The organism is Streptomyces sp. NPDC088707, assembly GCF_044752725.1.
Lineage (GTDB): Bacteria > Actinomycetota > Actinomycetes > Streptomycetales > Streptomycetaceae > Streptomyces.
Genome location: NZ_JBIVLV010000006.1, coordinates 404,703 through 421,743 on the forward strand (window position 1 = coordinate 404,703; position 17,041 = coordinate 421,743).

Consider the following 17,041-nt stretch of genomic DNA (forward strand, 5'->3'; position numbering starts at 1 on the left):
TTGTCGCCCCCAGCGGGGCGCTCGCGGAAGAGAAGGGTGCGTTCGACGGCGGTCCAGGTGGTGCTGGTGACGACGTACAGCGCGGCGGCGAGGGGGACGACGGCGACCGTGATCAGGGTCGCGAAGGAGAGCAGCGGCATCACCTTGGCGATGGCGCCCGCGCCCGGCGTGGGCTGGCCCAGGTCCAGGGGCTGGGCGGCGAGCTGCGCCTTCGTACGCCGGTACGTGTACGTGGCCACGGCGGCGACGAGCGCGAAGAGGACCAGGTAGACCCGGCCGGCCGGGCCGAAGGGGCCGCCGTGGGAGAGGGCGTCGGCCCAGTGGTCGCCGAGCGGGGCGGCGAGCAGGGTGTGCCCGGCCATCCGGTCGCCGGCGAACAGGTGGTACATCAGCAGGAACGCGGGCGCCTGGAGCAGGCTGGGCAGGATCCCGGCGAACGGCGAGACCTTCTCCCGTGCGTGCAGCTCCGTCACCGCCTTCCGCAGCCGCTCGGGGTTCTTGGCGTGCTTCTTGCGGAGCGCGGCGAGCTCCGGCGCGATCCGGGTACGCGCCTTCTGACCGCGGGCGGAGGCCCGGGACAGCGGGTGGACCGCGAGCCGTACGAGCATGGTGAAGAGGACGATGGCGGCGGCCGTGGCGGTGGTGGCGAAGAGCGGTTCGAGCAGGGCGGCGAGCCGCTCCACCAGGGAGCCGAACGCGGAAAGGATGTCGGACATGGGGGAGCCCTCCGTGGGGTCTCGTCGTGCCGGGGAGATGTCGGTCTCGGCATGACGGATCCGCGTGAGGCAGGTCCGGTGTGGGGGTGCTCCTACGCGGCCGTCGGGAGGGGACGGCCGGGAGCGCGGGGTCTGCGACGCCCTGCGGCGTCGGGATCGCGCTGGGGCAGGAAGGCGGTGCGCCGCTCGCGGTCGCGGATGGCGGTGCGCACGGCGGTGGGCGGCACGGCCGGGGCCGTACGGGCTCCGAAGAGCGCGCAGACGACGGTGGTCGCGGCGAGCGCGACGGCGGCGGAGAGGCCACCACCGTCGGAGAGCAGCAGATCGGCGAGGGCGAGGAGGAAGAACAGCGGCGCGAGGACGCGCAGGACAAGGCTCCTGGTCGTCATTCCGCCACCCCCTCTCTCCCGTGACACGTCGTGTCGCACCGCATCCCGCGGTTTCTCACCGAGAGGACGTACGGAGCGGCGCAGGAGTTCCCGTACGCGGGCCGCGTTTCAGAGATGCGCGTGATCCAGGGCGACGAGGAGCCGGCGGGGCGCGAGCAGGGCGCGGCTGACCGGGTCCGCGGGGTCCCGGTCGAGCCCGTCGCCGGGTCGCATCTCGACGTCGGCGGGCGGTACGGGGACCCGGCAGGCCGGGCACTCGCCGTACGGGCCGAGTTCGGTGCCGCAGTCGGCGTGGTGGAAGTGGCGCACCGCCACGGCCCCGGGGACCTCGGCCCGCCCCCAGGCGCCGAGCGAGCGCAGGACGGGCCAGAGGGCGAGACCGCGGTCGGTGAGCACGTACTCGTCGCGCGGGGGCGACTCCTGGTACCGGCGCCTGTCGAGGACACCGGCCTCGACGAGGGCCTGGAGGCGGGCGGCGAGGACGGCGCGGGGCGCGCCGAGGTGCACGAGGAAGTCGTTGTAGCGGCGGACGCCGTAGAAGGCGTCGCGCACGACGAGCAGGGTCCACCGCTCCCCGATGACTTCGAGGGCGCGGGCGATGGAGCACTGCTGGTGGGCGTAGTCCTTGCCGAGAGCCATGGAATTCATCGTACCCAATCGAGGTTCAATGAATGAACCTTCCTGGTACCTTGGCCGTCCCGCACTGAGTTCGTTCACCGAACCGACCGGTGGAAAGGTCCCCGCCATGTCCCAGCCCGCATCCACCGCCCACACCCCCGCCCCACCCCAGGACATCCGCGCCCGCCCCCGCACCCGCCCCGGGGCCACGCTCGCCGTCACCGCCGCGGCCACCGCCGTCGCGCTGATGAACTACACGGCCCCGATGCTCACCCTCCCCGACATGGCCGCCGCGTTCGGCACCCCGGCCTCCGCCCGTGCCTGGCTGCTCAACGGCACCCCGCTCGGCCTCGCCGTCCTCCTCCTGGTGGCCGGCAGCCTCGCCGACGCGCACGGCCGCCGCCGGGTCTTCCTCCTCGGCACCCTCGCCCTCGGCCTCACCACCGCCACCGGCGCCTTCGCGGGCTCCACCGCCACCTTCACCGCGGCCCGGATCGCCCAGGGCGCGGCGAGCGCGGCGGTCCTCGCGGGCAGCCTCGGCCTGCTGGCCCAGGCGTACCCGGCCGGCCGGGACCGGATCAGGGCGACCGGGATCTGGGGCGCGTCCGTCAGCGCCGGCATCGCCCTCGGCCCGCTCCTCGCCGGCGCGCTGAGCCTGGTGGACTGGCGGCTCGCGTACGAGGTCCTGGGCGCGGCGGCGCTGGTGATCGCGGCGGCGGGGACGCGGCTGCTCCCGACCGACGGGGCGGCGGAGAAGGCCGCCGGTCCGGGCGCCCGCCCCGACATCGCGGGCGCGACCGCCCTCGGCCTCTCCCTGGCGGCCCTGCTCACCGCGCTCACCCTCGGCCGGGACGGCTGGCTGCGCCCCCAGGTGGGCCTCCTGCTGCTCGCCTCCGTCGCCCTGACGGCGCTGTTCGTGCTGGCCGAGCTCCGGAGCCGTACGCCCATGGTGGATCTGGCGCTGCTGCGGCGGCCGGCGTTCCTGGCGTCGACGCTGGGGGCGCTGTTCACGGGCCTGGCGGTGATCGGCCTGTTCAGCGTGGTGCCGGCGCTGCTCCAGAGCGGTGGCGGGGCCGCGAGCGGGGCAGGTGCCGGGATGTCCCCGCTGGGCGCGGCCTGGCTGTTCGTGCTCTGGTCGGGCACGGCGTTCGTCGTGGCCCTGCAGACCCGCCGACTCGCGGGCCGCCTCTCCGCCCCCTACCAACTGACCCTGGGCTTCGTCCTGTCGGCGGCCGGTGTCCTGGCCCTGCTCGGCGGCCTGGAGGGCCCGGCCGACTCCTGGCCCCGCCTCCTCCCGGGCCTCCTGGTGGCGGGCGCGGGCAGCGGCCTCCTGAACGCGGCCCTGCCGCGCCTCGCCGTCGACTCCGTACCGCCGGAACGCGCCGCGATGGGCTCGGGCGCCAACAACACCGCCCGCTACATCGGCTCCTCGGCGGGCGTGGCCCTGATGCTGGCGCTGGCGACGGCGGGCCCGGACACGGCGGTCCTGGCGGCGGCGGCACTGGCCCTGACGGGCGCGGGACTCACGCTGACGCTCGGCCGACGGCAGCGTCCGTGAACTCCTCGCGTGCGAGCACGTCCTCGTCCGCGCGCCGGTCATCGCGCTCGCGCGGCCCGTACAGACTGACGACCGCGCTCACCAGCAGGTTGACGACGAGGGCGAGCAGCCCGGCGTTGACGCCCCACAGCGGATCGTTCCCGGAGAACACGAGCACGCAGACGATCACCACCCCGACCACGAGCCCGCACACCCCACCCACCACCGTCATCCGGCGCCACACGAGCCCCAGCAGCAACAGGGGCAGGAGCTGGGCCATCCCCTCGTACGAGATGAGGGAGAGACGGACCAGGGTGTTCGGCGCGGTGTACGTCATGAGGAGCGCGAGCGCCCCCGCGACGACCACGACGAACTGCGACAGCCCCTTCTCACGGGCCCGCAGCCGGGGCACGAGACTGAGCACGCTCCGCCCCCACATGGTGCCGATGACCAGCATGAACACGGCCATCGGCACGATCGAGGAGAGCGCGGCCGCGACACCGACGATCCCGACGGCCCAGGCGGGCAGGGCGTCGGTGACCAGCTTGAACAGCGCGAGGTTCGACTCGGCGCCGACGAGCCCGGGGACGACGAAGAGAGCGGCGGTGCCGAGGAGCATGGGGACGAAGAGCAGAACGTTGTACGCGGGCAGCCAGACGGCGTTGCGGCGGAGGGTGTCGGCGTCGCGGGCGCCGAGGTAGCCGGCCACGGTGGTCGGGAAGATGACGACGGTGAGGGAGTTGAGCACCGTGGTGGAGGCGAACCAGCCGACCCCGTACCCGCTCTCCTCGCCGCCGTGCCCGGGCAGCGTCAGCCACTCGCCCTTCTCGTCGACGAGCCGCCCGAAGAAGTCCCCGAACCCGCCGAAGTAGTGCAGGGGCACGTACACGAACAGGAACGCCAGCGTGAGCACGACGAGGGCGTCCTTGAGCACGGACACCCAGGCGCTCCCCCGCAGCCCGCTGACCACGACGAACGCCGTGGTGACGGCGAAGGCGAGGAAGTAGGCGAGATCGAGACCGATGGTCCCGTACGAGATCGTGGAGACGACCACGCCCATGCCGGTGATCTGAAGCTGGATGTACGGCAGCAGGAACACGGTCGCGAGGACGGCCACCGCCGCACCGAGCCAGGGCCGGCGGTACCGGTGGGCGGCCATGTCGCTGAGGGCGACGAGCCCGTGCTTGCGGGCGTACCCCCAGAGCATGGGCCCGACGACGTAACCCACGGCGTAGCCGCAGGACATGTAGGCCACGACGTAGAGCACCGGGGCGCCGTAGTTGTAGCCCCAGCCGGCGGCGCCGAGGTAGCTGAAACTGGTGTACCCCTCCCCCGCCATGAGCACCCAGATGAAGACGGGCCCGAGCGAACGCCCGCCGACGGACCAGGCGTCGAGCCCACCGGTCTGATGCCGGCGCACCGCGAGGAGCCCGAGAACGACGGTGAGCACCATGAACGCGCCGAAGACGGACACGGCGACGGCGGCGGAACTCACGACCGGTCCCCCCGCCGGGCGAGGGCGACGGCGACGGGGGTGACGAGGGTCGCCCCGAACAGCCAGAGCACGAACAGCGGCACCCGGTTCACGAACGGCAGCGCGATGACGAACAGGAGGTACGGGAGGAGGAGCCACAGCAGATGGGGCCGACGTCTGATCACCCGGCCGAGCCTAACTACGCGACCAGCCTGGCCCAGACGACCAGCCGATAGACGCTGCTGAACTCGGGGGTGCAGGTGGTGAGGGTGAGATAGGAGCCGGGGGCGTCGTACCCGTACGAGGGCTTGACGATCGACCGCGGGACGGCCCGCACGACCCCGACGTCACGGGGAGCGGTGCGGGGCAGGATCTGGTCGACGCGATAGGTGTACGTGGCGCCCCGGGTCCGCACGGAGATGACATCGCCCTCGGCGAGCCGGTCGAGGTACCGGAAGGGCTCGCCGTGGGTGTTGCGATGCCCGGCGAGAGCGAAGTTCCCGGTACGGCCGGGGGCGGCCGTACCGGGGTAGTGCCCGACGTACCCCCTGTCGAGGACGGACCGCTTGGAGACGCCGTGGGCGACGGGGACGGTGAGGCCGAGCCGGGGGATACGGAGGACGGCGAAGGGGGAGGAGGGCGCGGCGCCGGGCCCGGCGGGGACGGGATCGCCGGAGAGGGCCGCAGAGGGGACGACGGTGTCACCGGAGGGAGCACCGGTGGGATCAACGGTGGGGTCACCGGTGGGATCACCGGTGGGCGAGGAACCACCGTCACCAGGGGTGGCGCCGGGGACGGGGGGAGAGATGTCCCACTCGCGCTCAAGGACACGCACCTGCTGAAGGGCCTCGACGCGGGCCTGCCGGTTGGTCCACCAGAGCTGATGCACCACGAGCAGCAGAACGACAACGCCACAGGTGACGACCGTCTCGGCAGCCACCCACAACACACGCGCACCGGTACGGCGCCGCCCCCGCGACTGGACGACGACCGGCACCCGCTGCCCCACCCTGGCCCGCACGCGGGGCACGATAAGCGCTGAGGCGCCAACTCTCCAGGCCCGTACAGCAGTACGGTGGAGAGCATGCGCCCCGACACGCCTGCCGCCCACGCCACCGAAGCCGAGCGCCTGCTGCGCACGGCAGCGCAGTACCCGGGAGACCGGGAACCCCTGCATCTCCAGGCCGCGGCACACCTGGAACTGGCGGGCGACCGCCAGGCAGCGACGGCCCTGTACGACACGCTGCTCTCCTCCTCCCCCGCGAACCCGCTCCTGATCAGGTCGCTGAAGGCGGCGAACCTGTGGGAGTACGGCCACGAGGCGGAGGCCCGCGCGATCATCGAAGGCGTCCGGAGCGCACGGCCGACGGACGCGGCACCGTGGCAGATCGCGGCGGAGACGCTGGAGGCCCACGACGAACTGGAGGCGGCGGAGCAGACGCTGACGGAAGCGGCGACGCTGCTGGTCACGTCGGCGGAACTCCCCCACGCGACGCAGTCGCTCCTCATGACCCGCCACCGCGTCCGCCGCATGCTCGCCCTGCCGCACGACGACTGGGACGACCAGGCGGACCGCCTGCACACGGCGGCCGTCCCGCTGGACGAACTCCACGACCCGAAGCGCCTGTGGTCCCTGGGCTCGGAGGACCCGGCGGAACTCCAGGCGGAGATCGCCCGCCTCCGCTCGGAACTGGGCACCTACCGCACGGCCCTCTCCCGCCCGTTCCCGGTGGCGGTCCTGCACTGGCCGGAACCGGAACTGGACGAGCTGCTCGCGGCGTACCCGGAACTGGAGGCGGAGTACCCGACGTACCGCGCCCACCTGACGGACATCGAGGCCTCCCTCCGAGAACTCGCCCAGGCGGGCACCCAGAACCTGGGCATCGTCCGAGCCACGGTCCCCTCGTACGAAGCCTTCGCGGCCTCGGAATCCACCCACCCGTCGAACGCGGACCTGCTCCCGCAGTACGCGACGACCCTGGCGGCCCGCGGAAAGGCGACGGCCTGGCCGCCGGTCTGGACGGACCCGTGCTGGTGCGGCTCGGAACGGGAGTACGGGGAGTGCCACGGGGGCTCGAAGCAGGGCTGATGTAGGTCTACCCAGTTCTCGCACCTTCAGGTCACGTGGTTCCGCAACCCCGGATCACCGGACGATGTCGCGCTTCACGCACGCAGCCTCGCGACAACCCGGCATGGCCGGCGACCGGCACCTTCGTCCACCACACCATCGCCGTCCAGCGCGCCGCCTGGCTTCGGGTGGGGTGGCGCATGGGGTGGGCCGGGTGTGTGGGCTTCTGGTGGGACCGCCCTCTTTCCGAGAGTCGCTCCTTCCGGTGGTGCGTCAAGGGCGCTCCTTCGTCGCGTCGCTGCGCGATGGCCTTCGGCCACCCTTGACCCACCACCTCCAGGAGCGAAGACACTCTCGGAGGGCGGTCCAGGGGGCCGGGTCCACGCCGGGCTTCGGGCAGTAGTCGGCGTCGGCTTGCGTGTGCCGGTCGGTGGGTGGGGGCTTGGTTTGCGGCCGGGGCCGGTGGGCTTCCGTCGGTGGGTTCGGGGTGCGCGGTTGTTGAATGGGGCGGTCGGGCACGGCTTAGCGAGTCGCGGTCGCACGTGGTGGGGCTTCAGGCCCCGCTGGTCACTCCCGGTGGGTGGTAGGCGTGGGGAACTGCGCGCTACTCCGAGTAACACCCCCCGGCTTAAGCCTCATTGGGGACCAATCGCCCTTTTCGGGCGATGAATCTGCACGAAACTCACGCCGACCGCTCCTCACCACCCACCGGGGGTGACCAGCGGGGCCTGAAGCCCAGCCCGAGGACGGCGGTCGGCCGCTAAGCCGAGCCGGGCCGCCCCATTCAACGACCGCCCACCCAGAACCGACCGACAGAGGCCCGCCCCGCCCCGCTGCGAACCAAGCCCCCACCCACTCACCGACAGCCGCAAGCGGCGAGCGGCCACTGCCCGAAGCCCCGCGTGGCCACGCCCCTCGGCCGCCCTCCGAGTGTGTAAAGGCGGCCTCCGGCGCCGGGTCAAGGGTGGGCGCAGCCCATCGCGTAGCGACGCCGGAGGCGCCCTTGACGCGGTGGTGGAGGGCGCCACACTCGGAAAGAGGGCGGCCGCGCCCGAGGTGGGACTGGCGGCCGGGCCTGTTGGGCCTCGCCTTCACCCACACGAGCGCTCTTCGATCAACGCGCCCGTCCGCGCGCGATCCGTGCGCTACGTTCGCGCAAAACGGCCCCCGCCGATGGTTGCACCCATCTGCGAGGGCCTGAACCACTAGTGGAAAAGGCCTCCACCGTGATCTACCGGCACTTTAACGCGCCCTCCCGTGCCTTCAGTCAGTTCTCGCACGAGATCATTCGGCATCCTCGGCTCAGTTCCGATGCCGTTCGACTCCTGACCTGGCAGCTCTCCCTCCCGCAGGACGCGCGCGAGTCCCTTTCCGCGACCGCCCGGCGTGCCCGGATCGGGGGATGCGCCTTCACCCGCGCCAAGCGGCAGCTCAAGGAGGAGGGGTTCGTGCACGAGCGGCGACTTCAGGGACCCGGTGGGCGGTGGGCCACCCAACAGCTCGTCTCCAGCACTCCGTTGACCTCCGGCGAGGCCGCCAAGCTCCTTGCCCGGACACCCCTCCCCGCCTGTACGGACCGCGTCACCCCGCAGGTCGTACCGAGTCACCGGAATCCGGCCGCCGGTGGGCCGACCACCCCGCCCGCCGACCGTCATCCAGATGAACACCTGGGGAAAGACACCTCCCACCCTCCGGCCGAACCGGCCGAGACCCCCCAGGCCCCCCAGACCGCCCAGACCGCCGACGGCCCACCCGCCAGCCCCCACATCGAGGACGCCCGCGCCCTCGTCGGGGCGCTGCACCTGCTCTCCCCCGCCCTGCGGCACATCCCACCCGGCATGCGCGACGAACTCGCCCGCCTCGCCGCCCGCTGGCTCGACGCCGGGCACTCGTCCGCCGACGTCCACGAGCACGTCCTCCGTGGCCTGCCCGGCGCCGGGACGCCCGTTCACCGACCCGGTGGCCTCGTCCGCTATCTCCTCCGCGACGTCCCGCCCCGCACCCTTCCGGCCCCGCCCCCGCCCGCCCCCACCCGCGTCCGGCTCTCCGTCCGCCTCGAAGGCACACGTGAGTGCACCGGCCACCACATCCAGCCCATGCTGTTCCGGCCGCTCGCCGACGAGACCCTGTGCGCCGAATGCGCCACCCTCACCCGCCAGGAAGGACGCTCGCACCCCCTCGTAGGCTCGAACCCGTAGAAGACCGCCCCGACCGGAAGGCCCCGTCATGCCCCGCATCCCCTCCCCCGTCGTAGCCGCCGCCGGGCTCGTCGGTGGTTATGCCGTTGCCCGGTGGACCAAGAAGCGGCCCCTCGGGGGTGTCGTGCTGGCCGGGGCCGGGGCCGTTGCCGCTCGGGAGTGGCAGCAGGTGGGTGGCGGCAAGGTGGCTGCCGGGCTCGGGGCCGCCTACGTCGCCGCGTTCGCCGGGTCCCACCCGCTCGCCAAGAAGATCGGTGCCTGGCCCGCGGTGTTCTCCGTCGCCGGCGGCATGGCCGCCGCCTCCTGGGCCGTCACCCGCGGGAAGTAGCGGCCGCCGACCGGAAAGCGCCGGACCGGCGCGCCCCCTCAGCCTCCCGCCGCGTGGCTCACCGTGTAGATCAGCAGGCCCGCCAGTGCGCCCACCACCGTGCCGTTGATGCGGATGAACTGGAGGTCGCGGCCGATGTTCGCCTCGATCTTCTTCGAGGTCTGCGTGGCGTCCCAGCCCGCGACCGTGTCCGTGATCAGGGACGTGATCTCGTACCGGTACGTCGTGACCACGTAGGCCGCCGCGTCCTCCGCCCAGCCCTCCACCTTCTCCTGGAGGCGGGTGTCCGTCGCCAGGCGGTTGCCCAGGGAGATCAGGGACGCGCGGGCGCGGAGGCGGAGTTGGCTGCGGTCGTCCTCCGCCGCCGCGATGATCAGGTTGCGGACGGAGGACCAGGCCGAGGCGATGATGTCCTGGACCTCCGGGCGGGCCAGCAGGTCCGACTTCAGGCGTTCGACGCGGGCCCGGGTGTCCGTGTCCGCCTGGAGGTCCGCCGCGAAGTCGGTCAGGAAGCGGTCGATCGCGCCGCGCGCCGGGTGGCCCGGCATGTCGCGCATCTCGGTCACGAAGCGGAGGAGTTCCTTGTAGACGCGTTCGCCGATGCGCTTGTCCACGAAGCGCGGTGTCCAGCCCGGTGCCCCGCCCTGCACGGCGTCCATCACCGAGTCGCCGTGGGTCACCAGCCAGTCGTGGGCCCTGGTGCACACGAGGTCCACGGCCCGGTGGTGCGCCCCGTCCGAGACGATCTTCTCCAGTGTCTTGCCGAGGCCCGGTGCGATCTCCGCCGCCTCCGCCCGCCGGGTGATCGCCTCGCCCACGACCGCCTGCACGTCCGAGTCGCGGAGGACGGTGAGCGCGCCCCGGAGAGCCGTCGACGCCTCTGCCGTGACCCGGTCCGCGTGCGCCGGGTCCGCCAGCCACCCGCCGAGGCGTCCCCCGATGCCGAGGGCCGCCAGCCTGCCCCGTACGACGTCTGCGGAGAGGAAGTTCTCTCCCACGAACTGGCCCAGTGACGCTCCCAGCTGGTCCTTCTTCGTCGGGATGATCGCCGTGTGCGGGATCGGCAGGCCCAGGGGCCGCCTGAAGAGGGCCGTCACCGCGAACCAGTCGGCCAGCGCGCCGACCATTCCGGCCTCCGCCGCCGCCGCGACGTAGCCCGTCCAGGGCCCCCAGCCCGCGTTCTCCGCCCAGGTCGCCAGGGCGTAGATCACCGCCACGGTGAGCAGCAGCGCCGTCGCCAGCGTCTTCATGCGGCGGACGCCTCTGCTCTTCTCCTCGTCCGCCGCTGTGTACGAAAAACTCACCATGGGCCTGACCTCCTACATCAGGGACTCCCGGCGCTCGTCCCGAGTTCCCCCGTACATCTTCGCGATCACTGTCTCGATGTCCGGCTCCCGCACCGAGAGGTCCAGCAGGGGATACGTCGCGGCCACCTCCGCCACCAGCGGGGCCGCCGATGCCGTGGCCGGGAAGGCGAGCCACTGGCGGGGGCCCTCCGAGCGTACGAAGCGGGCGCCCGGGACGTCGATCGGCGGCAGCTCCCGCTCCAGGTCGACCACCAGGAGCCGCTCGCTCTCCCCCACCGCGTGCAGGCCCGACAGCTTCCCGTCGTACATCAGGCGCCCGTGGTCGATCACCATCACGCGTGAGCACAGCTGCTCGATGTCCGTGAGGTCGTGGGTGGTCAGGAGGACGGTCGTGCCCTGGGTGGTGTTGAGGTGGCTCAGGAACTCCCTCACCCTCGCCTTCGACACCACGTCCAGGCCGATCGTCGGCTCGTCCAGGTAGAGGACCTCCGGGTCGTGGAGGAGGGCCGCGGCGATGTCACCGCGCATCCGCTGGCCGAGGGAGAGCTGCCGTACCGGTACGTCGAGCAGTTCCCCCAGTTCCAGGAGCTCCACGCACCGGTCCAGGTTCTCCCGGAAGCGGGCGTCGGGAATGCGGTACATCCGGTGCATCAGCCGGTACGAGTCCTTCAGCGGCAGGTCCCACCAGAGCGTGGTGCGCTGGCCGAAGACCACCCCGATCCGTTGCGCCAGACGGGTGCGCTCGCGCGCGGGGTCGATGCCCGCGACCCGCAGCCGGCCGCCGCTGGGGGTGAGGATGCCCGTCAGCATCTTGATCGTCGTCGACTTCCCCGCGCCGTTCGGGCCGATGTAGCCGACCATCTCGCCGCGCTCGACGGTGAAGCTGATGCCGTCGACCGCCCGGACATCCTTCCGCTCCCGGCGGAGGAGGCCCGCTTTTCTGCGGACCGTGAAGACCTTCTCCAGGTTCTCCAGTTCGATGAACGGATCGGTCGTCGTGCCGGTCGCCGTGCCGGTCGTCGTGTGCGACGCCACCGTCTGCCCCACCTTCCGTCCCACCTGCTGCCCTCAGCTTCCCGTCGATCGGTACGCGCGGACCCCGGCCCGCCACGCGAGCCCCGCCACCCCGCAACACGCCGCCGCCACCAGCGGCGACGCGAACGCCGTCCAGCCCGGCACCCCCGCCGGGGCCGGCCGGTCCAGCACGTACAGCGCCGGCAGCCAGTTCACGAACGCCAGCGGTACGACGTACACCACACCCCGCACCAGGTCCTGCGCGAAGATCGTCGGCGGGTACTGGAGGAGGGTGTTCCCGCCGTACGTGAACGAGTTCGTCACCTCCGCCGCGTCCTGCATCCAGAACAGCACCGACGCGCCGACGACCATCACCGCCCCGAAGATCACCGCCCCGCTCACCACCGCCACCGGCAGCAGCAGCACCTTCAGCGGCGTCCATGCCACGTCCAGCAGGCACAGGCTCCAGACCAGGACGACAAGGCCCTGCGTGACCCGGCCGAACCGCTTCAGCGCGAACTTGTCCCCGGCGAGCTGCGCGAGCAGCGGCGCCGGGCGCATCAGGAACGTGTCGAGCGAGCCGTCCCTGACCCGCGCCCCCATCCGCTGGAGCGAGCCCATCGTGAGGTCCGCGATCCCGAACGCCGTGCCCGCCGTCCCGTACAGCAGGGCGACCTCCGCGAAGGTGAAGCCGCCCAGGCCCTTCACCTGACCGAACATCAGCAGGATCACGACGAAGTCGAAGAACGTGACGCAGAAGTTCGTGAGGAGCGTGATCAGGAAGGACGCCCGGTACGTCATCGTCGAGCGGATCCACATCCCGGCGACCATCCGGTACGTCCGCCAGGCGTCACCCAGGCGGCCCGGAGCGGGCGCCGGCTCGTACGCGGCTCCGGTCCGCCCGGGCGTACGCGTCGCCTCAGCCACCCTGCACCACCACCTTCCGCGTCGCCGCAGCCTGCGCCGCGCGGCCGGCGCCCAGCAGGACCAGCGCCCAGGCGCCCTGGAAGGCGTACGCCCCGGCGAGGCCCCGGCCCTCGTACCTCCCGAGGTACACGTCGGCCGGCACCTGGAGCAGCGAGGCCCACGGCAGTGCCCGCGCGACCTCGCCGAGCGCGCCCGGGAAGACGTTGAGCGGGAGCAGCATCCCCGAGAAGAACAGGCCGCCCAGCCAGGCCACCTGGACCACGCCCTGGCCGTCGAGCAGCCAGAACGCGCTCATGGCCACCAGGTACCAGAGCGCGAAGCCGACCGTCGAGCCGAGCGCCACCGCCCCCAGGAAGGCGAGCCACGAGCCCGGCCCGGCCGGCAGGGTGAAGCGGAAGGCCAGCCAGCCGACCGCCATCGGGGCGACCCCGCGGCCGAGCAACTGGTAGGCGGACCTGCCCAGATCGGCGGAGAACCACCAGGCCTGGAGGTCGGCCGGGCGGTAGAGGTCGACCGCGATGTCCCCGGTCCTGATCCGCTCGATCAGCTCGTCCTCGAAGCCGCCGCCCATCAGGCCGCAGACCGTGAGCAGCGCCTGCCCGATCCACACGTACGCGAGCGCGTCGTCCATCGAGTAGCCGCCGAGGTGCGGGCGCTCGTCCCAGAGGGCGATGTACGTGTACGACAGGACGAGGCCGAAGACGGAGTTGGTGAACACCCCCGCCGCGGTGGCCACCCGGTAGGTGGCATGGCGCCGGAAGCCTCCCGCGGCGACCGTCGCGTACAGCCGCAGCATGTCGCTCCTTTCCGTGCACGCAGTCCGCCAAGCACCGGAAAACGCCGAAGCGCACGACCCTAGCCAAGGACGCCGCCGTCCCGCGACCGGATTTCCCGGCACCCTCGGGTCGCATTCAGGACTTTCGCCCCTTAAGGGGCAATATGACTTGCCATGCCCCCTTCCTCCGGTACGAGCGACTCCGACGCCCCCCGGCCGGCCCGCCCCACGGGCTGGGAGCCGAGGGACCCCACCCTCTCCACTCCCCCCTCGCGCACGCCGAAGCGCCGACCCCGCCGCCCCCTGCGCACCCTCTTCGGGCTCCTGCTCCTCGGCACCCTGCTGCTCGCCGGCGCCTTCGCCGCCGGCTACCTCCTGGTGGAGATCCCGCCCGCCAACTCCGCCGCCCTCGCCCAGTCCAACGTCTACCTCTACCGGGACGGCACCGCCCTCGCCCGCGACGGCGAGGTCAACCGCGAGAACATCCGGCTCGACCGCGTCCCCCTGACCGTCCGCCAGGCCGTCCTCGCCGCCGAGGACCGCGACTTCCACACCTCGCGCGCCGTCGACCCCAAGGCGATGGTCCGCGCCGCCTGGAACACCGTCACCGGCAAGGGCCGCCAGTCCGGCTCCACCATCACCCAGCAGTACGTCAAGAACTACTACCTGGGGCAGGAGCAGACCCTCACCCGCAAGGCGAAGGAGTTCTTCATCGCGATCAAGCTCGGCCGCGAGAAGAGCAAGGAGGACATCCTCCAGGGCTATCTGAACACCAGCTACTTCGGACGCAACGCGTACGGCCTCCAGGCCGCCGCCCGCGCCTACTACGGCAAGGACGTCGAGGACCTCGACACCGCCGAGGGCGCGTACCTCGCCTCCGTCCTCAAGGCCCCCAGCGCCTACGACGTCACCACCCACCCCGAGAACCGCGCCAAGGCCGTCGCCCGCTGGAACTACGTCCTCGACGGCATGGTCACCGAAGGCTGGCTCACCCGCGCCGACCGCGCCGCCGCCCGCTTCCCCACCCCCCAGACCGCCCGCCCCGCGACCGGCCTCTCCGGCCAGCGCGGCTATCTCGTCCAGGCCGTCGAGGAGTACCTGACCGAGCACGGCATCATCGACGAGAAGACCCTCGCCGGCGGCGGCTTCCGCATCACCACCACCCTCGAACCCGCCACGCAGGACGCGCTCGTGCAGGCCGTCGAGGAGCGGGTCATCTCCAAGCTCGACCCGGACAACGCCCCCACCGACCGGTTCGTACGGGTCGGCGCGGCCGCCATCGACCCGGCCAGCGGCAAGGTCCTCGCCCTGTACGGCGGCGTCGACTACACCCGGCAGTACGTCAACAACGCCACCCGCCGCGACTACCAGGTCGGCTCCACCTTCAAGCCCTTCGTCTTCACCGCCGCCGTCCAGAGCGGCGCCCAGACCCAGCAGGGCGAGCCGATCACGCCGTACACCGTGTACGACGGAAGCAACCGGCGCCCGGTCGAGGGCTGGAACGGCGCCCCGTACGACCCCGCCAACGAGGACGACGAGAGCTACGGCGAGCTCGCCGTCGGCGCCGCCACCGATCTGTCGGTGAACGCCGTGTACGCCCAGATGGCCGTCGACGTCGGCCCCGGGCACGTCCGCCGCACCGCCGTCGACCTCGGCCTGCCGGGCTCCACCCCCGACCTCACCGCCTCCCCCTCCATCGCGCTCGGCGCGGCCACGGCGAGCGTCCTGGACATGACGACCGCGTACGCGACCCTCGCCGCGCACGGGCGGCACGGCGGGTACTCCCTCGTCGAGGGCCTCAGCAGGGACGGCCAGGAGATGGCCGTACCGGCCCCGGCGTCCCGGCAGGCGGTGAGCCGGGAGGCCGCCGACACCACCACGGCCATCCTGCGGAGCGTCATCGAGACGGGTACGGGAACGGCCGCGCAGGCCGTCGGACGCCCCGCCGCCGGCAAGACGGGCACGGCGGAGGACGACAAGGCCGCCTGGTTCGCCGGCTACACCCCGGAACTCGCCGCGGTCGTCGCCCTGATGGGCCAGGACCCCGAGTCGGGCCGGCAGGAACCGCTGTACGGCGCGCTCGGGCAGCCCCGGATCAACGGGGGCGGGACGCCCGCCGAGATCTGGGCCCAGTTCACCCGCGAGGCACTGGCGGGGACGACCCCGCGGGACTTCGACCTCCAGCTGATGCCGGGCGCGGAGGAACCGCCGCCGGTCCCGCAGGCACCCGACGCCGCGGACGCCGCTGCCGCCCCTGATGCCTCTCGCGCTCCTGACACCTCGGCCGCCCCCGACGGCTCCGAGGCCTCAGGGGCTCCTGAGGCCTCAACAGCCCCTGCTCGTGAGGCGCGCGAGGCTCTTGAGGAGCCGTACGAGCTGGGTGAGGCGGGGCCGGGAGCGGCGTCACGCGGCCCCCGGCCGCCTCGCGGCACCCCCGGTCAGTGACCCGAGGTCGCCTTCAGACCCACGACGGCGACCAGCAGCAGACAGACGAAGAAGATCCGGGCGGCGGTCGCCGGCTCACCCAGCACCACCATGCCGAGCACCGCCGCACCGGCCGCGCCGATACCCACCCACACGCCGTACGCCGTACCGATCGGCAGGGTCTTGGCGGCATGCGAGAGCAACACCATCGAGGCGACGATCCCGGCACCGGTGAACACGCTGGGCCACAGTCGCGTGAAGCCGTCGGTGTACTTCATCCCGATCGACCAGCCGACTTCCAGCAGACCCGCGACCACAAGAAGAACCCAGGCCATGACGACGACACCTCCGCGAGACGGAACAACAGGGGTGCGTCGTCTTGTCGGAATCCCGGTACGGCGCGTCTCGTCGGGTGTCTCCAGGCTAGCAAAGAACGGCGGAGGGCCTTGGTGACCATGGTCACCAAGGCCCTCCGCGGCACATGGGCTCAGAGATACAGCCCGGTCGAGTCCGTCGTCCCCTGGAAGCGGTCCGCGGCCACCGCGTGCAGATCACGCTCCCGCATCAGGACGTACGCCACGCCCCGCACCTCGACCTCGGCGCGGTCCTCGGGGTCGTACAGCACCCGGTCGCCGATCTCGACGGTACGGACGTTCTGCCCCACCGCGACCACCTCGGCCCAGGCGAGGCGACGACCGACGGCGGCGGTCGCCGGAATCAGGATGCCGCCGCCGGAGCGCCGCTCCCCCTCCGGGGAGTCGGTGCGCACCAGGACGCGGTCGTGGAGCATCCGGATGGGCAGCTTGTCGTGCGTGTTCTCGCTCACGGTGTGAACCTACCTGCCCGGGTACGGCACCCGAGGCGGGGAGGGGTCATCCCCGGAAAGGTCATCCCTTGCCCTTGCGGGAGGAGGCGGCGAGCAACCCGATGACCGCGACGGCGACGAGGGCCGCCGGCACCACGCGCTCCAGGCGGGGGGCGCCGTCCTCATGGGTGAAACGTGCCTTCACGTCCGAGACGACCCGGTTGACGGCGACGAAGGCGCGTCCGGCGGTCTGGTCGACCGTCGAGGCGACCTTGGCCTTCGCGTCCCCGATGATCGTCTTCGGGTGCATCCGAATGCCGATCTCGTCGAGAGTGACGGCGAGCTGCTCGCGCCGGCGGACGATGTCCGCCTCGATCTGCGCAGGGGTCCTGGCCTCCGACACCGCGCTGCCTCCGTAGTCGTGATCCGGGTGGGTCGTGATCCGGTCGTTGATCGGTCCT

16 protein-coding genes, 2 pseudogenes and 1 riboswitch are annotated in these 17,041 nt (G+C 72.4%); of the genes and pseudogenes, 5 read left to right on the forward strand and 13 right to left on the reverse strand.

Going from position 1 to position 17,041, the window contains the following annotated elements; translation table 11 throughout:
• Window positions 1-5: 5 nt before the first annotated feature.
• The 3 genes and pseudogenes from ACIP84_RS20800 to ACIP84_RS20810 form a co-directional block, all read right to left on the reverse strand.
• Window positions 6-716 (reverse strand): annotated as a pseudogene (locus tag ACIP84_RS20800) (YidC/Oxa1 family membrane protein insertase); the annotation flags it as partial.
• Between the two features lie 92 nt (window positions 717-808).
• Window positions 809-1,105, reverse strand: coding sequence for a DUF6412 domain-containing protein (locus ACIP84_RS20805; protein ID WP_355958087.1), 297 nt, complete (start codon window positions 1,103-1,105; stop codon window positions 809-811).
• 108 nt (window positions 1,106-1,213) lie between these two features.
• Complete coding sequence (locus tag ACIP84_RS20810) at window positions 1,214-1,753, reverse strand: winged helix-turn-helix transcriptional regulator (protein ID WP_401799242.1); 540 nt, start codon at window positions 1,751-1,753, stop codon at window positions 1,214-1,216.
• Window positions 1,754-1,850: 97 nt separating this feature from the next.
• Between ACIP84_RS20810 and ACIP84_RS20815 the strand changes: the two genes are divergently transcribed.
• Complete coding sequence (locus ACIP84_RS20815) at window positions 1,851-3,281, forward strand: MFS transporter (RefSeq protein ID WP_401799244.1); 1,431 nt, start codon at window positions 1,851-1,853, stop codon at window positions 3,279-3,281.
• On the opposite strand, the gene ACIP84_RS20820 is transcribed toward ACIP84_RS20815, so the two are convergent.
• Genes ACIP84_RS20820 through ACIP84_RS20830 form a run of 3 tightly spaced genes read right to left on the reverse strand, consistent with a single transcriptional unit; the run spans window position 3,247 to window position 5,755 of the window.
• Entirely contained in the window at window positions 3,247-4,713 is a 1,467-nt protein-coding gene (locus ACIP84_RS20820) for a sodium:solute symporter (RefSeq protein ID WP_401799404.1), read from the reverse strand. The genes ACIP84_RS20815 and ACIP84_RS20820 overlap by 35 nt on opposite strands.
• A gap of 38 nt (window positions 4,714-4,751) precedes the next feature.
• Window positions 4,752-4,919 carry a hypothetical protein gene (locus ACIP84_RS20825; protein WP_401799245.1) on the reverse strand — a complete coding sequence of 56 codons (168 nt, stop codon included), beginning with the start codon at window positions 4,917-4,919 and terminating at the stop codon, window positions 4,752-4,754.
• 14 nt (window positions 4,920-4,933) lie between these two features.
• Window positions 4,934-5,755, reverse strand: a complete 822-nt coding sequence (locus ACIP84_RS20830; RefSeq protein ID WP_401799247.1) for a class E sortase — start codon at window positions 5,753-5,755, stop codon at window positions 4,934-4,936.
• Window positions 5,756-5,818: 63 nt separating this feature from the next.
• On the opposite strand from ACIP84_RS20830, the gene ACIP84_RS20835 reads away from it, so the two are divergent.
• From ACIP84_RS20835 to ACIP84_RS20845, 3 genes are all read left to right on the forward strand, one after another.
• Window positions 5,819-6,823, forward strand: a complete 1,005-nt coding sequence (locus tag ACIP84_RS20835; protein ID WP_401799249.1) for an SEC-C metal-binding domain-containing protein — start codon at window positions 5,819-5,821, stop codon at window positions 6,821-6,823.
• Window positions 6,824-8,250: 1,427 nt separating this feature from the next.
• Window positions 8,251-9,000 (forward strand): hypothetical protein, encoded by a 750-nt coding sequence (locus ACIP84_RS20840; protein ID WP_401799250.1) that lies wholly within the window; start codon window positions 8,251-8,253, stop codon window positions 8,998-9,000.
• 28 nt (window positions 9,001-9,028) lie between these two features.
• Window positions 9,029-9,328 carry a hypothetical protein gene (locus tag ACIP84_RS20845; protein ID WP_355958113.1) on the forward strand — a complete coding sequence of 100 codons (300 nt, stop codon included), beginning with the start codon at window positions 9,029-9,031 and terminating at the stop codon, window positions 9,326-9,328.
• A gap of 38 nt (window positions 9,329-9,366) precedes the next feature.
• Here the strand turns inward: ACIP84_RS20845 and ACIP84_RS20850 are convergent.
• The 4 genes and pseudogenes from ACIP84_RS20850 to ACIP84_RS20865 all read right to left on the reverse strand — a co-directional run.
• A pseudogene (locus tag ACIP84_RS20850) lies at window positions 9,367-10,638 on the reverse strand (DUF445 domain-containing protein); the annotation flags it as partial.
• Window positions 10,639-10,647: 9 nt separating this feature from the next.
• Entirely contained in the window at window positions 10,648-11,670 is a 1,023-nt protein-coding gene (locus ACIP84_RS20855; protein ID WP_401799251.1) for an ATP-binding cassette domain-containing protein, read from the reverse strand.
• Window positions 11,671-11,703: 33 nt separating this feature from the next.
• Window positions 11,704-12,480: an ABC transporter permease gene (locus ACIP84_RS20860; protein WP_401799407.1), complete on the reverse strand. Its 777-nt coding sequence runs from the start codon at window positions 12,478-12,480 to the stop codon at window positions 11,704-11,706.
• Window positions 12,481-12,568: 88 nt separating this feature from the next.
• Window positions 12,569-13,369 (reverse strand): ABC-2 family transporter protein, encoded by an 801-nt coding sequence (locus ACIP84_RS20865; protein ID WP_355958197.1) that lies wholly within the window; start codon window positions 13,367-13,369, stop codon window positions 12,569-12,571.
• Between the two features lie 156 nt (window positions 13,370-13,525).
• Between ACIP84_RS20865 and ACIP84_RS20870 the strand changes: the two genes are divergently transcribed.
• Entirely contained in the window at window positions 13,526-15,796 is a 2,271-nt protein-coding gene (locus ACIP84_RS20870) for a transglycosylase domain-containing protein (protein WP_401799253.1), read from the forward strand.
• On the opposite strand, the gene ACIP84_RS20875 is transcribed toward ACIP84_RS20870, so the two are convergent.
• The 3 genes from ACIP84_RS20875 to ACIP84_RS20885 form a co-directional block, all read right to left on the reverse strand.
• A complete protein-coding gene (locus ACIP84_RS20875) occupies window positions 15,790-16,110 on the reverse strand; it encodes a multidrug efflux SMR transporter (protein WP_093800677.1) in 321 nt (106 codons plus the stop codon). The genes ACIP84_RS20870 and ACIP84_RS20875 overlap by 7 nt on opposite strands.
• A gap of 33 nt (window positions 16,111-16,143) precedes the next feature.
• A riboswitch (guanidine-III (ykkC-III) riboswitch) is annotated at window positions 16,144-16,213 on the reverse strand.
• A 49-nt stretch (window positions 16,214-16,262) separates the two neighbouring features.
• On the reverse strand, window positions 16,263-16,601 hold the full coding sequence (locus ACIP84_RS20880) for a co-chaperone GroES (RefSeq protein ID WP_015033852.1): 339 nt from the start codon (window positions 16,599-16,601) through the stop codon (window positions 16,263-16,265).
• 61 nt (window positions 16,602-16,662) lie between these two features.
• Window positions 16,663-16,983, reverse strand: coding sequence for a DUF3618 domain-containing protein (locus ACIP84_RS20885; protein WP_073913470.1), 321 nt, complete (start codon window positions 16,981-16,983; stop codon window positions 16,663-16,665).
• Window positions 16,984-17,041: the final 58 nt, after the last annotated feature.

What these genes read in the sequence shown, in the direction of transcription:
- ACIP84_RS20815 (WP_401799244.1), top strand. Translation starts at nt 1,851, where the DNA reads ATGTCCCAGCCCGCATCCACCGCCCACACCCCCGCCCCACCCCAGGAC.
- ACIP84_RS20805 (WP_355958087.1), bottom strand. Translation starts at nt 1,105, where the DNA reads ATGACGACCAGGAGCCTTGTCCTGCGCGTCCTCGCGCCGCTGTTCTTC.
- ACIP84_RS20860 (WP_401799407.1), bottom strand. Translation starts at nt 12,480, where the DNA reads ATGGTCGCCGGGATGTGGATCCGCTCGACGATGACGTACCGGGCGTCC.
- ACIP84_RS20845 (WP_355958113.1), top strand. Translation starts at nt 9,029, where the DNA reads ATGCCCCGCATCCCCTCCCCCGTCGTAGCCGCCGCCGGGCTCGTCGGT.
- ACIP84_RS20875 (WP_093800677.1), bottom strand. Translation starts at nt 16,110, where the DNA reads ATGGCCTGGGTTCTTCTTGTGGTCGCGGGTCTGCTGGAAGTCGGCTGG.
- ACIP84_RS20835 (WP_401799249.1), top strand. Translation starts at nt 5,819, where the DNA reads ATGCGCCCCGACACGCCTGCCGCCCACGCCACCGAAGCCGAGCGCCTG.
- ACIP84_RS20820 (WP_401799404.1), bottom strand. Translation starts at nt 4,713, where the DNA reads ATGGTGCTCACCGTCGTTCTCGGGCTCCTCGCGGTGCGCCGGCATCAG.
- ACIP84_RS20870 (WP_401799253.1), top strand. Translation starts at nt 13,526, where the DNA reads ATGCCCCCTTCCTCCGGTACGAGCGACTCCGACGCCCCCCGGCCGGCC.
- ACIP84_RS20810 (WP_401799242.1), bottom strand. Translation starts at nt 1,753, where the DNA reads ATGAATTCCATGGCTCTCGGCAAGGACTACGCCCACCAGCAGTGCTCC.